General features: G+C 62.2%; 13 protein-coding genes. 7 read left to right on the top strand and 6 right to left on the bottom strand.

All coding sequences use genetic code 11. From position 1 onward, the window contains the following. Positions 1–26 precede the first annotated feature (26 nt). From murI to ABFX23_RS11050, 4 genes are all read left to right on the top strand, one after another. Complete coding sequence (murI, locus tag ABFX23_RS11065) at positions 27–827, top strand: glutamate racemase (RefSeq protein WP_346033109.1); 801 nt, start codon at positions 27–29, stop codon at positions 825–827. A 106-nt stretch (positions 828–933) separates the two neighbouring features. Next, the gene (gene hemA / locus ABFX23_RS11060; protein ID WP_346033391.1) at positions 934–2154 is read left to right on the top strand and encodes a 5-aminolevulinate synthase; all 1221 of its coding nucleotides are present in this window, start codon (positions 934–936) and stop codon (positions 2152–2154) included. Between the two features lie 117 nt (positions 2155–2271). Then, a complete protein-coding gene (locus ABFX23_RS11055) occupies positions 2272–4437 on the top strand; it encodes a putative bifunctional diguanylate cyclase/phosphodiesterase (protein WP_346033108.1) in 2166 nt (721 codons plus the stop codon). An 80-nt stretch (positions 4438–4517) separates the two neighbouring features. Next, positions 4518–5057, top strand: coding sequence for a hypothetical protein (locus ABFX23_RS11050; RefSeq protein WP_346033107.1), 540 nt, complete (start codon positions 4518–4520; stop codon positions 5055–5057). A 30-nt stretch (positions 5058–5087) separates the two neighbouring features. Here the strand turns inward: ABFX23_RS11050 and ABFX23_RS11045 are convergent, their stop codons facing one another. Together ABFX23_RS11045 and ABFX23_RS11040 are read right to left on the bottom strand one after the other, a co-directional pair. Further along, positions 5088–6293, bottom strand: coding sequence for a type III PLP-dependent enzyme (locus tag ABFX23_RS11045; protein ID WP_346033106.1), 1206 nt, complete (start codon positions 6291–6293; stop codon positions 5088–5090). Positions 6294–6430: 137 nt separating this feature from the next. Then, on the bottom strand, positions 6431–6988 hold the full coding sequence (locus ABFX23_RS11040) for a LemA family protein (protein ID WP_346033105.1): 558 nt from the start codon (positions 6986–6988) through the stop codon (positions 6431–6433). Positions 6989–7076: 88 nt separating this feature from the next. Here ABFX23_RS11040 and ABFX23_RS11035 point away from each other — a divergent pair, with 88 nt between their 5' ends. Then, positions 7077–8015: a DUF3137 domain-containing protein gene (locus ABFX23_RS11035; protein WP_346033104.1), complete on the top strand. Its 939-nt coding sequence runs from the start codon at positions 7077–7079 to the stop codon at positions 8013–8015. Between the two features lie 56 nt (positions 8016–8071). Here ABFX23_RS11035 and ABFX23_RS11030 read toward each other — a convergent pair whose 3' ends face one another. Continuing rightward, positions 8072–9127, bottom strand: coding sequence for a 1,9-bis(guanidino)-5-aza-nonane synthase (locus tag ABFX23_RS11030; protein WP_346033103.1), 1056 nt, complete (start codon positions 9125–9127; stop codon positions 8072–8074). A 124-nt stretch (positions 9128–9251) separates the two neighbouring features. Between ABFX23_RS11030 and ABFX23_RS11025 the strand changes: the two genes are divergently transcribed. Beyond that, a complete protein-coding gene (locus ABFX23_RS11025) occupies positions 9252–10226 on the top strand; it encodes a threonine ammonia-lyase (RefSeq protein ID WP_346033102.1) in 975 nt (324 codons plus the stop codon). A gap of 79 nt (positions 10227–10305) precedes the next feature. Beyond that, a complete protein-coding gene (locus ABFX23_RS11020; RefSeq protein ID WP_346033101.1) occupies positions 10306–10749 on the top strand; it encodes an MAPEG family protein in 444 nt (147 codons plus the stop codon). 20 nt (positions 10750–10769) lie between these two features. Here the strand turns inward: ABFX23_RS11020 and ABFX23_RS11015 are convergent, their stop codons facing one another. From ABFX23_RS11015 to otsB, 3 genes are read right to left on the bottom strand one after another with little or no spacing between them, the layout of a single operon-like run. Further along, positions 10770–12170: an alpha,alpha-trehalose-phosphate synthase (UDP-forming) gene (locus ABFX23_RS11015; protein WP_346033100.1), complete on the bottom strand. Its 1401-nt coding sequence runs from the start codon at positions 12168–12170 to the stop codon at positions 10770–10772. 9 nt (positions 12171–12179) lie between these two features. Then, positions 12180–13979, bottom strand: a complete 1800-nt coding sequence (locus ABFX23_RS11010) for a glycoside hydrolase family 15 protein (RefSeq protein WP_346033099.1) — start codon at positions 13977–13979, stop codon at positions 12180–12182. Next, a complete protein-coding gene (otsB, locus tag ABFX23_RS11005; protein WP_346033098.1) occupies positions 13976–14722 on the bottom strand; it encodes a trehalose-phosphatase in 747 nt (248 codons plus the stop codon). Before otsB ends, ABFX23_RS11010 begins: the two co-directional genes overlap by 4 nt. Positions 14723–14802 lie beyond the last annotated feature (80 nt).

Below are 14802 nucleotides of genomic sequence, written 5' to 3'. Positions count from 1 at the left end.
CAAGCTCGGCCCGTACGGAGTTTGTCTTGGACGTTCAGCCCACAGCCCCCATCCTGCTTTTCGATTCCGGTTTCGGCGGCCTCACCGTGCTTGCCGAGCTGCGGCACGAATTGCCCGATGCGCCGGTCATCTACGCAGCCGACCTTGCGGGCATTCCCTACGGCGAGAAAACCGAGGCCGAAGTTGCCGCGCGCGTCGCCGGCCTGCTGGGCCGGTTGGCCGAGCGATACCACCCTCGCCTGATCTGCATTGCCTGCAACACCGCCAGCACCATCGCGCTGGGCATGGTTCGCGAGGTGCTGGAAACGCCGATCGTCGGCACGGTGCCCGCGATCAAGCCCGCTGCCGAGATGACACGGACCGGCACGATCGGCTTGCTCGGCACAGCCGCCACCATCCGCCAGGCCTATGTCGACAACCTCGAGGCGAAATTCGCGCAAGGCAAGCTGTTGCTGCGCCATGCCGCGCCCGACCTTGTCGCCGCGGCGGAACTTAAGCTGCGCGGCGGCACTCCCGATCCCGCCATCTTCACCGCCGCTGCCGAGGGCCTGCGCCAGCAGGCGGGTGGAGAAGAGATCGACACCGTCGTTCTCGCCTGCACCCATTTCCCGCTGGTGCAGGATGAACTGGCCGGAGCTTTCGGCAACAAAGTGCAGTTCATTGACGGAGCGCAAGGAATCGCGCGCCGCATCGCCTACCTCACGCAAGGCCAGTCATTCGACCGGCAGGATGATGACTTTGCGATTGTGACGGGTGATGGACAAGATAACGAAGCTCTTCGCGGCGGACTTGAACGATACGGAATCGGCAGAATACTGCCACTTTAATGCGAACGGTTCGCAAACTTCGTGCTTCAAACCTGCGCACTTATTGACTAAATCCGCCGCCAGAAAGAGCCGCGAGTCCGGTAGCGGCGCAGTTTGGACAGGTACGCTGAACTACGACCAGATCTTCGACCAGGCCATCGACCGCCTGCATTCCGAGGGGCGTTACCGCGTCTTCATCGACATCCTGCGCAACAAGGGTGCCTTCCCCAATGCGCGCTGTTTCGCCGGGCACAACGGCCCGAAGCCGATCACGGTGTGGTGCTCCAACGATTACCTTGCGATGGGCCAGCACCCCAAGGTCGTCGCCGCGATGGAAGAAGCGCTGCATGATGTCGGCGCGGGTTCCGGCGGCACGCGCAATATCGGCGGCAACACGCACTATCATATCCAGCTCGAAAACGAACTTGCCGACCTGCACGGTAAGGAAGCCGCGCTGCTGTTCACCAGCGGCTACGTTTCCAACGATGCGACGCTTTCCACGCTCGCCAAGCTGCTGCCGGGCTGCATCATTTTCTCGGACGAGCTGAACCACGCCAGCATGATCGCGGGCATCCGCAATTCCGGCTGCGAGAAGCGCATCTTCCGCCACAACGATGTCGAGCATCTGGAGCAGTTGCTTGCCTCGGAAGACCCGGAGACGCCCAAGGTCATCGCTTTCGAAAGCGTCTATTCGATGGACGGCGATGTCGCCCCGATCCACGCGATCTGCGACCTGGCGGAGAAGTACAACGCCCTCACCTACATCGACGAAGTCCATGCCGTCGGCATGTACGGCGATCACGGCGGCGGCATTTCGGAGCGGGACAACGCTGCGCATCGTATCGACCTGATCGAAGGCACGCTCGGCAAGGCTTTCGGCGTGATGGGCGGCTATGTCGCGTCCAGCAAGAAGGTTATCGACTGCATCCGTTCCTACGCGCCCGGTTTCATCTTCACCACCTCGCTCAGCCCCGTGCTGGTCGCAGGCGTGCTCGCCTCCGTCCGCCACCTGAAGCAGAGCAGCGTGGAGCGTGACGGGCAGCAGGCCGCTGCCGCCATGCTGAAGCAGAAGCTGCGCGGCAAGGGCCTGCCGGTGATGGACAGCACGACGCACATCGTGCCGCTGATGGTTGGCGACCCCGTTCGCGCAAAGAAAATCAGCGATATCCTGCTGGCGGAATACGGCGTCTATGTGCAGCCGATCAATTTCCCCACCGTGCCGCGCGGTACGGAGCGGCTGCGCTTTACGCCCGGTCCCGCCCACTCCGAGGCAATGATGGACGAACTGGCCGACGCGCTTGTCGAAATCTGGGACCGGCTGGACCTCGAACTGCGCGAAGCTGCCTGATTAATCCCGCCTGTTACGGTGTGAATATCGGCCAGATTTAGCGCCATGTTAACCATTGTTCGCCAAAGCTGATGCCGGGTCAGACCATTGACCCGCAGTTTTGGGTGATGGAGCAACATGGCGGTTTCGAGCCTTCTGAGAGGTTTTGCCGGTAGCCGGAGCAGGGATAACGAAGCCCTGCGCCGCGAGGTGCTCGATGACTTCGAGCAGGCCGGCATCGGCTGGATCTGGGCCAGCGACACCGAAGGCCGTCTCGTCTACCTGTCCGAAAAAGCCATCGATTGTCTCGACCGTGATGCCGACGAGTTGCTCGGTCAGCCCCTCTCGACCCTGTTCGAGATCGATCGCGACAATCCCGACGAAAAATCCGACCGCCCGCTCAATTTCCAGCTTTCGGCACGCAACAAGCTGACCGATCTCGTCGTGCGCTTCGTGGGCAAGTCCGACAAGCCGCGCTGGTGGTCGCTTTCCGGCCATCCCAAGACGGGCCCTGACGGTTCGTTTCAGGGCTATCGCGGCAGCGCCAAGGACATCACTGTCGCTTTCCAGCGCAAGCTGGAAGACTCGCGCATGGCCGAGTTCGATGCCCTCACCGGCCTCGCCAATCGCCACCGGATGGACCGGCGGCTCGATTCGACCCTCGCCGCCTACAAGACCGCAAAGCGTGCGTGCGCGCTGATGCTGCTCGATCTCGACAAGTTCAAGTACGTCAACGACACCATGGGCCACCCGGCGGGCGACGACCTGCTGCGCCAGGTAGGAGACCGCCTGCGCGCCGTCATTGCCAACCGCGGAGAAATCGGTCGGCTTGGCGGCGACGAATTCCAGGTCATCCTGCCCGATGTGGACGATCGCGGAGAACTGGGCGAACTGGCCGACAAGATCATCCAGATGCTTTCCTCCCCCTATCAGGTGGAAGGCAAACGCGCGATCATCGGCTGCTCGGTCGGCATATCCATCGCTCCCTACGACGGGTTGGAGCGCGACGAACTGACCCGCTCTGCCGACCTCGCGTTATATGCTGCGAAGAACGGCGGGCGCGGCATGTATCGCTTCTATTCGGCGGAACTGAAGGACGTCGAGCAGGAACGCCAGATCATGCTGGACGACATGCGCGAGGCGATGGAGCAAAACCATCTCAAGCTGCATTACCAGCCCGTCGTCAGCACGGCGGACAACAGCATCGTCGGCTTCGAGGCGCTGATGCGCTGGGAGCACCCGGAAAAGGGCAATATCCCGCCGAACCATTTTATTCCGGTTGCCGAGGATTCGGACCTCATCAACCGGCTGGGCGAATGGGCGCTGCGCCGCGCATGCGAGGATGCGATGGCGTGGCCCGAGAATGTGCGGGTTGCCGTCAACGTGTCTGCCAAGCAGTTCGCCAACAAGGGCTTTGTCGCCATCGTGACGCAAGCATTGGCTGAAACCGGGATCGACCCGGACAGGCTGGAGCTGGAACTGACGGAAACCATCTTCGTCGGCGACCTCGAAGCCACGGAAAAGACTTTCAACGCGCTCAAGCACCTGGGCGTACGCCTTGCTCTCGACGATTTCGGCACCGGCTACTCGTCGCTCAGCTACTTGCGCTCCGCCCCGTTCGACAAGCTGAAGGTGGACAAGAGCTTCGTCGACAGCTGCACCCAGAAAGACCAGAACAGCGCCAAGATCATCTCCGCCATCATCGGCCTGTCCGATGCGCTGGGCATGGATGTGACGGTGGAAGGCGTCGAAGCTTTCGACCAGTTCAACCTCGTTTGCGAGAAGGGTGCGAAATACATCCAGGGCTGGATCTACTCCAAGGCCCGGCCGCAGGAAGATATTCTCGCCGAGATCGCCAGCGGCGGATACCGGATCGAGCCGAGCGGCCCGGACACCTATCGCCCGGAACGGCGCAGCGTTTTCCGTCGCATCGGCGTAATCCACGAGGATCACCGCTACGAAGCCGTGATGCGCGATCTGAGCAAGACCGGTAGCCGGATCGAAGGCCTTGTCGGCGTTCCCGTGGGCACGGGCCTGGTGCTCGACCTTGGCGGCGGCCAGTTGGTGGTGTGCGAAGTGCGCCGCAGCGCGGATGCCACCATCGGCGTCGAATTCGAAACGCCGCTCATCAACGATGGCTCGGGCGGCCTGTGCACCCGGCACCGCGTATCGCCCTACGCGCTTGCTGCCGCGGGCATGCCGCTTACCTCCCTGCCGCCGGGCAACTACCCCAATTCCATGCTGGGCGGCGATGGGCAGAAGAGCCAGCCACAGTTCATGCAGGTAACGGTCGCTCGAAGCTGAACCAGTCCTTGACGTGCATCAATGCGCGCTCCCGCACGACTTCCGATATTCTTTGCGAGGTTGCGGAACGGGAGATGACTATGCGTATTCACAATTGCGTCGGACTGGCAATGACGGCCCTTGCGCTGGTTTCGTGCAACGAGGCTGAGCCGGTAGCCGAAGATACCGCTTCGTCCGGCCCTGCACTTACGGAATTGCCGGTGAGCATAAACGCCACGATGGTTGGCCTGATCGACAATTCGGCGGACTACATCTGGACTGTCGGAAACGGCGACATGCCCAAGGACGAACTCGATTGGGATCTCGTTCGCAGCGCCACCTACGACATGATCCTGGGCGGGCAGGTGATGAAGATTCCCGGCGGCGGGGAGTTCGACGCGCAGTGGACTGCCGAGGAATCCTGGCAGGAGTGGTCCGACCAGCTCACTCTCATCGGGCAGGATGCCCTGCCCCTGGCCGAGGCACAATCGACCGACGTGGAAGCCTGGCGGGCAATCGGCGACCGGCTGATCGAGAACTGCGAGGGCTGCCACGATGCGTTCAAGCCGGAACTGCCTTCCGAGGGCATTCTGCACCGCTCGACCGAACGCGAGTCGCGCGGCATCAGCATGTTCGATTGATGGCCCTCGTCGGTGAGCCTGCGCCGGTGATCAGCGCAGGCTCACCACGTTGTCGCTGCTGCGCGGATCGGGGCGATCCCCGCGATAGAGGCTGAACATCGGCTCGTCCGCCACGTGCACCGCCTCGGTGGCACCGAAACCATTGAAGTTGGTCTTCATGGCCGCGCCATAGGCACCCAGCATGCCGATCTCGATATAGTCGCCGGCCTGGATATCCTCGGGCAGCATGAAGGGGCCCTTCATGAAATCCGCATCGTCGCAGGTGGGACCGTAGAACGAGAATTCCGTGAGCGGCTTCAGAAGGTCGTCCTCCAGCGCCACCACGGGGAAGCGCCAGGCGACATGCGCTGCATCGAACAGCGCGCCATAGGCACCGTCGTTGATGTAAAGCTCGTCACCGCGGCGCTTTTCCACCTTCACGATGATAGAGGAATATTCCGCGCACAGCGCGCGGCCCGGCTCCGCCCAGAGGTCCGCCGAGTAGGAAATCGGCAGCGCCTCGAAGTGCTGGTGGATAAGCTGGAAGTAATCCTCCAGCGCGGGCGGATCGAGATCAGGATAGACGCTCGGAAAACCGCCGCCGACATCGACGATGTCCACGGTAACCGCAGCCTCCACGATGGCGGCGCGAACACGCTCCAGCGCCTGGACGTAGGCAAACGGGGTCATCGCCTGGCTGCCGACGTGGAAGCAGATGCCCAGCGCGTCGCAATGCTGGCGGGTGGCCTGAAGCAGCGGCGCTGCGTCGACGAGGTCCACGCCGAACTTGGCAGCCAGGGAAAGCTCGGAATGCTCCGAGGAAACACGCAGGCGAACCAGCAGGTTCAGGTCCTTGGCAGGCGTGCCATCCTCGGCAGTGGTCGCTTCCACGACCTTCGTCAGTTCTTCCAGCGTATCGAGGCTGTAGGTCTTCACCCCGTGCTCGAAATAGGCCTCGCGAATGGCGCGCTTGGTCTTCACCGGATGCATGAAGCACAGTGTCGCATCGGGCAGCGCATCGCGCACCATGCGCACTTCGGCGATGGAGGCGACGTCATAATGCGTCACGCCCGCGTCCCACAGGATGCGGATCAGGTCGGGAGAAGGGTTCGCCTTTACGGCATACATCGCCTTGCCCGGAAACTTCTCGGTGAAGAATCGGGCCGCGCGCGATGCTGCGTGCGGACGCAGTAGTGTCACGGGTTCGTCCGGCTCGAGGGCGCGAACTACAGCCTTGGCATCAGGATATTGGAGCAATTCAAGGGACCCCCTAACGACGAATTCGACATAAAGCTGCCTTGCGGTGGGAATCCCTTGGGGCAGCGGAGCCGCGCATTTAAGCCCGATAGGGTGAATTGCAAGTGAATTCGGACGGACCGTTCCGCCGCGGAGTGTCAGTCCTGAAAACTCACGTTTGGCACCTGATCCACAAGGCCTTTTTCGCTATCGTCGAGACGGTGGAAATCCGCGTGCTCGAAGCCCATTGCGCCGGCGAACAGCACCGCGGGAAAGGTTTCGATCGCCGTATTGTAGCGCGAAACCGCAGCATTCAGTGCCCGGCGGGAAGCTGCCAGCTTATCCTCGACGTCGGCAAGCTCGCGCTGCAATTCCTGGAAATTGGCACTCGCTTTCAGGTCGGGATAGGCTTCGCCAAGAGCGAGCAAGCGGTCAAGTGCGACGCGAAGCTGCGCCTCGTCGGCTGAATTGATGGAGCCCTTCGCCGCGGTGTTGCGCGCGGCAATCACCTGTTCCAGCGTTTCCTGCTCGTGCCCGGCGTAGCCTTTCACGGTGTTAACCAGGTTGGGGATCAGGTCGTGCCGCTGGCGCAACTGCGCATCGATATCGGCCGCGCCCTGCTTCACGTTCTGCCGCAGGCCGACCAGTCGGTTGTAGATACCGACCAGCACGAGCAGCAGCACCACGATCACGGCGAGCAAGATTATCAGTTCCATGTGTTCCCCCTAGCCTACCCTTGTTAAATAAATGTGTGCCATGAAGGCTGGCGAAGGCAACGGTTATCGGCACCGTCAGGGGGGATGAATGATCGAGCGACCCGACGTAGATGCCCTGATGGAGGGCGAGTTAGGGCAATTCCTGCAACGGCAGATTGCCGTGCGAGAGGTGGCCAGGGAAAGCACGCGGGGGCGCTACGTCATTTGCGCGGCGATAGCCTTGCCGATCCTCGGCTTCGTGTGGTTCTCCCCGCTGGGTGATTTCCGGTTCTTCATCACTGCAGTAATCGCCATGGGCGCATGGTGGTGGAGCCGTATTCCGATCAACAAGGCAAAGAAGCAGACCAAGTCTGGCATCAACGCCGCAATCGCGCAGGCGCTTGGGCTGGATTACCGGCACGACTGCACCGAGGGCCACGGATTCATGCGGGCGAAGACGCACAAGATGTTTCCCAGCCATGATCGCTCGAAATTCGAGGATCTGTGGTGGGGCGAGATGGCCGGAAAGCCTTTCTCCTTGCACGAGGCGCACCTGGAAGAGCAGCGCGGCAGCGGCAAGAACCGGCGCTGGGTGACGGTATTTCGCGGCCCCGTAATCACCATAGGCTTCGCGCGCAGGTTCCACGCCACCACTCTCGTCGAGCGATCGGGCCGTCACACGAAGCTGCTGTTCTTCGGGGAAAAGGACACGCTGAAAGTCGGCGGAAAAACCTTGCAGAAAGCCGACATGGTGCACCCCGATTTCGAGGATGCCTTCACCGTCTTCACCAGCGACCAGACCGAAGCGCGATACCTCGTCCATCCGACCTATATCGAGCGGCTTATCGCGCTGGAAAACGCCTTCCACGGCAAGGACATCAAGACGCTGTTCAAGGACGGCGAGCTTACCATCGTGCTGAAGAGCGAAAACATGTTCGAAAGCGGCCACCTCGATCACAACCGTGACCGCGAGATGGTGGAGACCTGCGTCAACCAGTTCATGGCGATGGCGGACCTGTGCGCACAACTGAACGAGGCGGAGCGCTAAGCGCCCCGCCCCGTCGGCAGACTTGCTTGTCGAACAGTCTTACTTGTCGAACAGCCCTACTTGTCGAAAATTTGGGCCCAGCGGCGCTTGTCGCGGGTTTTCCAATGTTCGCGGTGGTAGGCATCGCTCGCCAGCAGCGGGATGACGGAACCGGCTTCGGCAAACACCATCTGCTCGATTGCGGTGGAGACCTTGCCCCAGCTCGCCGCTTCCTGGAGCGTGGACGAGGAGCAGGCACCATCGCGCACGTCGGCCACGGTAATCTGCACGGCGTACTTGTGCACGGCCACGTCTTCGTGACCGAGGATCTCGGCGCAGACGACGGTATCCTGGATGAAGTTCTTCGGCACGCCGCCGCCCACCATCAGCAGGCCCGATTCACCGGCCTTGATCTTGATGTCGGTCAGTTCGCGGAAGTCCGCCACGGCGTCGATCATCAGGTAGGGCTCGCCCTTTTCCATCTGGTCGACCTGGTGCTTCACCAGGCCGAATCCGGCGGAGCTGTCCACGAACGCGGGGCAGAAGATCGGCACGTCGTGCTCGTAGGCGAGCTTGACGAGGCTGTTTTCCTTCTTGCCGTGCTGGGACAGGTACTTGCCCATTTCGCGGATGAACGCGCGGCTGGAGTACGGCCCCGGCGGCAGTTCGTTGGCGATCTTGTTGATCGTGAAGTCGCAGTCCTGCAACTGCTCTTCGTCGATGTAGGTGTCGTAGATACGGTCGATGTAGAGCGAGCGCAGCGTATCGTCGTCGGGCACTTCCAGCGCCTGGTAGTGCTTGTGGCCAAGCCCCTCGAAGAAATCCATGTCGACGATAGTTGCGCCTGTCGCCACCACGCAGTCCACCATGTTGGAGCGCACGAGTTCTGCATAGGCATCCATGCAGCCGCCCGCGCTGGTGGAACCGGCGATGACGAGGAAGATCGTGCAGTCCTTGTCGGCCAGCATCTGGTTGTAGATGCCCGTGGCGTTGGCAAGATCGCGGCTGGTGAAGCTCATCTTCTTCATCGAATCGATGATCGGACGGGCATCGAAACTGGTGATGTCGATATGTTCGACCTCGGTGGAAAGCAGTTCCTTCTTGCGCGTGTCGTTGATCTTGCTGTCGGCCATTCTTTCAAATTCTCCTGTCCGTATTCCCCGGAACAACGGGGAACAGGCTGCGTGGGTTCCGCGGTCAAGCGGCGCGCGCCATTAGGTGCTGGCGCGGCTTTGGTAAAGCCGTAATAACGCGCCCATGAGCGAAGCACAGCCACAAAGATCGCCCACCCGCGAAGGGGTGCTGGAAGCCGCCGCAAAGATGGCTGCGATCCTGCCACCTACCCCCTTGATTCCGCTCGAGATCGGCTCGGCGAAGGTGTGGGTGAAGGCCGAGTGCCTGCAACCCATCGGCGCATTCAAGATTCGCGGGGCCTGGCACCGGCTGACCGCGCTTGATGAGGCGGAGCGGGCCCGCGGGGTCGTGGCCGTATCCAGCGGCAACCACGCGCAGGGCATAGCGTGGGCGGCACGGCGTCTGGGGATCGATGCGACCATCGTGATGCCGCAGGATGCCCCGCCGATAAAACTGGCGCGCACGCGGGAACTGGGGGCGAGTGTCGTCACCTACGACCGCATGACCGAGAACCGCGAGGAAATCGCGCAGAACCTCGCCGCCGAGAAAGGGGCGACCTACGCCCATGCCTTTGCCGATCCCTGGGTGATCGAAGGCCAGGGGAGCGCCGGGATCGAGATACTCGAACAGCTTGCCGCACAAGGCGCGCCCGCCCCGACCCGCATCCTTGCCTGCTGCGGCGGGGGCGGACTGTCCGCCGGACTTGCCCTTGCCTGCACTGATGCCCTCGTGGTGCCGGTGGAGCCGGAAGGATGGGACGACGTCTGCCGCTCCCTCGAAACAGGCGAAATCCACTCCGTTGGCAGCAACCCACCGGCCACAGCCTGCGATGCCTTGCAGACGTTCCAGACCAGCCCGATCAATTTCGGCGTCCTGAAGGATCGCTGCGAATACGGCCTGCGCGTATCCGAAGAGGAGGTGCGCAACGCCCAGCGTTTTGCATTCGCCAACCTGCGGCTGGTGCTGGAACCCGGCGGCGCGGTGGCTCTTGCCGCTGCCCTGACAGGGAAAGCCGAACTTGATGGTACGACCGCGATCATTCTATCCGGCGGCAATGTCGATCCGCAGCAATTTGCGCGGACTATCGCCGAGGGCTGAGCGCCTGAAATTGGGTTTCAATTGACAATCTAACTGACGGCACGCAGTCTTCTTCCCAATCAAGGGGAGAGCCATTGCCATGAATACCCAGATACTCGCGCCCGCAGCGGTGCTGATCGTGTGGTCGATCGTCATGCTCGTATGGATGGCCCTCACCCGCTTTCCCGCAATGGCGAAGATGGGCAAGAGCGGCGGCAGCGGCGCGGGACTGAGCAAGGCCAAGCCCGGCGCGCGGGGGCAGGATCTCGAAGGTCGCATCCCGGACGAGGTGAACTGGAAAGCGCACAACTATACGCACCTGATGGAACAGCCCACGCTGTTCTACGCGGTCGTCGTCATCCTCGCGATTGCCGGCGGTTCTCAGGACACGGTTATCGCAGCGTGGATCTATACCGGCCTGCGGATCGCCCACTCTCTGTGGCAGTCGCTGGTGAACACGCTGCCGGTGCGTTTCACGCTGTTCCTGCTATCCACTCTGGCGCTCGCCTATCTCGGCGTGCGGGCCCTCTTGCTGACACTCTAACGGCGTCAGGCAAAAGCGCGTCAGCCCGCGTCCTCGGCCAGATCGGTGATGAAGTTCTCGGTCCAGCGCTGCACGTTTTCATCGCGCACCGTCACGATCAGCTTCTCGTAGCGCGCCTTGCGCTCCTCCAGCGACATATCCAGCGCGATGCGGATATTGTGTGAGATGTCGTCCGAGCTGTGCGGATTGACGAGCAGTGCACCTTCCCCGTCGCAATCGAGTTGCTGGGCCGCACCGGCGAAGCGCGAGAGGATGAGTACGCCGGGATCCTCGGGATCCTGCGCCGCGACATATTCCTTGGCGACAAGGTTCATCCCGTCACGCAGCGGCGTGACAAGCGCGATCTTGGCCGCGCGGTAGAAACCGAACAGCTCCTCCTGCGGATAGCCCTTGTTCACGTAGCGCACCGGCACAACGTCCACGTCGGACCGAGCGCCGTTGATCTGGCCGGTCTTCTGCTCGAGCGTGGCGCGAATTTCCTGGTAGCTGCCGATATCCTCCCGGCTGGGCGGAGCGATCTGGATGAACACCAGGTCGCGAACCCGCTCCGGATAGCGGTCGAAGAACCGGGAAATGCCGTCCAATCGCTCGGGCAGACCTTTCGAATAGTCCAGCCGGTCCACCCCGATCATCGCCGTGCGGTGGCGCGTGGAGGAAAGCAGGCGCTGCGCGGCCTGACGGGCCTCGCCGGTCTCGCCCTTGCTGGTAAAGAAATCGAAGTCGATGCCGATGGGATAGGCTCGGGCGATCGTGGTGCGTCCGTCGAGCGTTATCTCACCTGTCTTGTAATCGACCTTGGCGCCCAGTTCTTTCCAGCAATAGTGCATGAAACTGTCGAGCCAGGCGTCGCACTGGAAGCCGAGAAGGTCGTAGTGCAGCAGCGCCTTAACAAGTCGCTCGTGATAGGGCAGCGAGACGAACAGGTTGGACGGCGGCCACGGCGTGTGCAGGAAAAACCCCATGCGGTTCTTCACGCCCATGGAGCGCAGGCGTTCGCCGAGCGGCATCAGGTGATAATCGTGAACCCAGACGAGGTCGCCATCGTCGATCAGGGGTAGCGCGCTTTCCGCAAACCGCTCGTTCACGCGCTCGTAGCCCTTACCGAATTCGCGTTCGTATTGGGTCAGGTCGATGCGGTAATGGAACAGCGGCCACAGCGTCGAATTGGCGTAGCCGTTGTAATACTCCTCGATATCCTGGTGTTCGAGGTCGATCGTCGCCGTCGTCACGCCCTCGGCGGAGCGGACGTAGTTGATCGAGCCTGTAAACTCCTCGGTCTCCTGCCCGGACCAGCCGAACCAGATGCCGCCATTGGTTTTCAGCGCGGAATTGAGCGCACCGGCAAGCCCGCCCTGTGCCCCTGCGACCCCGCGGGCCTTGGGTACGGCGACGCGATTCGAGATGACAACAAGACGCGGCATTTCAGCCTCCTAGCGAACAGTGTTCCAGCTTTTCGACAACAGCGAGGCGCAGTTGATTATACCAACCAAGGAATAGGTTTGCGGGAAGTTCCCCCACAGTTCCCCGGTTTCGAAATCCATGTCCTCGGACAGCAGGCCCGACGCGGTGCGATGGTCCAGCATGGTGCAGAAGAGGGTCCGCGCCTCGTCCTTCCGGTCCATCAGCGCCAGCGCCTCGATCAGCCAGAAGGTGCAGATGTTGAACGCGGTCTCGGGCGCCCCGAAATCGTCCTCCGCCGCATAGCGCAGCATGTGCTCGCCCCGGCGAAGGTCGCGCTCGATCATCTCGAACGTGGAGAGGAACTTGTCGTCGTCCGGGTCGATGAAACGCAGTTCCAGCAATTGCAGCAGGCTCGCGTCCAGGTAGTCGCTTTCGAAGCTGGCGCCGTAATGACCGCCCTCCCCGTTCTCTTTCCAGGCCTTCGCCTCGATCGTTGCGGCGATCTTGTTCGCGCGCTCGCGCCAGAATGCCTCGCGGTCGTCCTTGCCTAGGTAATGGGCAGCCGTGGCCAAACGGTCGCAAGCGGCCCAGCTCATCACGGCGGAATAGGTGTGGACCTCCTGCCGGGTGCGGAATTCCCACAAGCCGGCATCGGGCTGGTCGTGCATCTTCCACGCCATCTCACCCACCTGCTCCAGGCTTTCGAAATCGCGGTCGTCCGCCATCCGCAAAAGGCGCTTGTCGAGGAAGCCCTGCACCGTTGGCAGCACGATCTGGCCGTAGCAGTCGTGCTGGATCTGCTTGTAGGCCGCATTGCCTACACGCACCGGCCCCATGCCACGATAACCCGCGAGCCAACTGGCCGTCGTCTCGTTGAGTTCGGCAACGCCCATCACCGAATAGAGTGGCTGGATCTGCCCGCCCTTTGCCGAATCGACGATGTTGCGCAAATAGGCGAGATATTTCTCCAGCACGTCGAGCGCGCCAAGGCGGTTCAGGGCCTGTACCGTGTAATAGGAATCCCGGATCCAGCAGTAGCGATAGTCCCAGTTGCGCTCCGAATGGGGCGCTTCGGGTATCGAGGTGGTCAGGGCGGCCACGATGGCGCCCGTTTCCTCGTGCTGGCATAGTTTCAGCGTGATCGCGGCGCGAATGACTTCCTGCTGCCATTCGAACGGTGTCGCCAGGCTGCGCGCCCAGTTCTGCCAGTAGCTGCGCGTAGACTGTTCCATGCGGCGCACCTGCTCACGCAGGTTGCCGACGAAAGGCTCGTCCGGACCAAGGAAGAAGTGCGTATCGTCCTCGATGCGGAAGGTCCGCTTGTCCTGGATATAGCCGACCGCCGCATCGGTGGAGAGGCGCAGCGCTTGCCCCTGCGTGAGATATCGGATGTGGTTGGTGCCGCTGGTGGTATCGGCCACTTCGGCGCCGTAATTTCGCATCGGGTTGAGCACGACCCTGATCCGCGGATTGCCCGCGATGGGTCGCACGATCCGGGCAAAGGCCACGGGACGATACATCCGGCCCGAACGTTCGAAGCGCGGACAGAAGTCCAGCACTTCCACGACGCTGCCATCTTGTGATTCGAGCCGGGTGACGAGGATCGGCGTATTGCGGATATATTCCTGGTGCGTGTTGCACTGGCCTTCCAGCTCGAACCGCCAGACGCCCACGTCCTGCGATTCGCCGTTGAGAAGTGCGCAAAAGGCGGGATCGCCATCCACCCTGGGAACGCAGCCCCAGACTATTCCGCCGCGATTGTCGATAAGGCCGGAAACCTGGCAGTTGCCGATCGGCCAAAGGTCGAGATTGCTTTGATGTGCTGTCACAGCCCTAACCAATGGTGCACTGCAGCAGGGCTTGCAAGGCCGTATTTGGCACAAGTCGGCTCACGGTCCCCCACGATCACGCCGTAACCGCCCAGGTCGGTCGCGGCGCGCATGCCATCCTCGTCGGTGATATCGTCGCCCACGAAGACCGGGCGAGCGCCTGCGAACGGCTCTTTTTCCATGAAGGCGCGCAAGGCCGAACCCTTGTTCGCCCCGCGCCCGACAAGTTCGATCACGCACTTGCCGCGCTTGATGTCGAGATCGCCTTCCTCGGCCACGCGCTTCGCAAAGGCCAGCCCCTTGTCCTCCAGCGAGGGATCGGACCGGAAATGCAGCGCCGCCCCGTGCGGCTTGTCTTCCAGCGCGAAGCCGCTCTGCTCGGCAAATTCCGCGACTTCAGCCAGCAGTTTCGGCGGCAGCCCATCGGGTATCTCGCCAATATTCATGCCATCCGCGCCCCGGCAATCGCTGCCGTGCGAACCGGCACAGGCCAATTTCACGGGCCCGAGATGCTTCTCCAGGTCGACAATCGCCCGCCCGCTTACCAGCGCGAGCCGCCCGTTCAGACGCTCGCCCAGTTCGTGCAGGCTGCGGGCAAGGTACTCGGGCACCTCGATGCCGTCGGGCGTGGGCGCCAGGTCGACAAGGGTACCATCGAAATCGAGGAACAGCGCCAGGGGCCGCTCGTCCAAACCGCTTTCCAGCAGTCTGGCGAAATCGGGCGGAGGTGGCAGTTGCGTCATCGGCGGGTGGTCTAGCGAGGCATGCCACCGGGTCAAGAACTCCAGGCCCCTTACTCGGCACAATCGCCGCCTCGGCACGT

The sequence above is a fragment of the Erythrobacter westpacificensis genome (assembly GCF_039542285.1).
Taxonomy (GTDB): Bacteria; Pseudomonadota; Alphaproteobacteria; order Sphingomonadales; family Sphingomonadaceae; genus Alteraurantiacibacter; species Alteraurantiacibacter westpacificensis.
The sequence above is the reverse complement of the archived record's forward strand: the minus strand, read 5'-3'. Positions and strand labels throughout refer to the sequence as shown.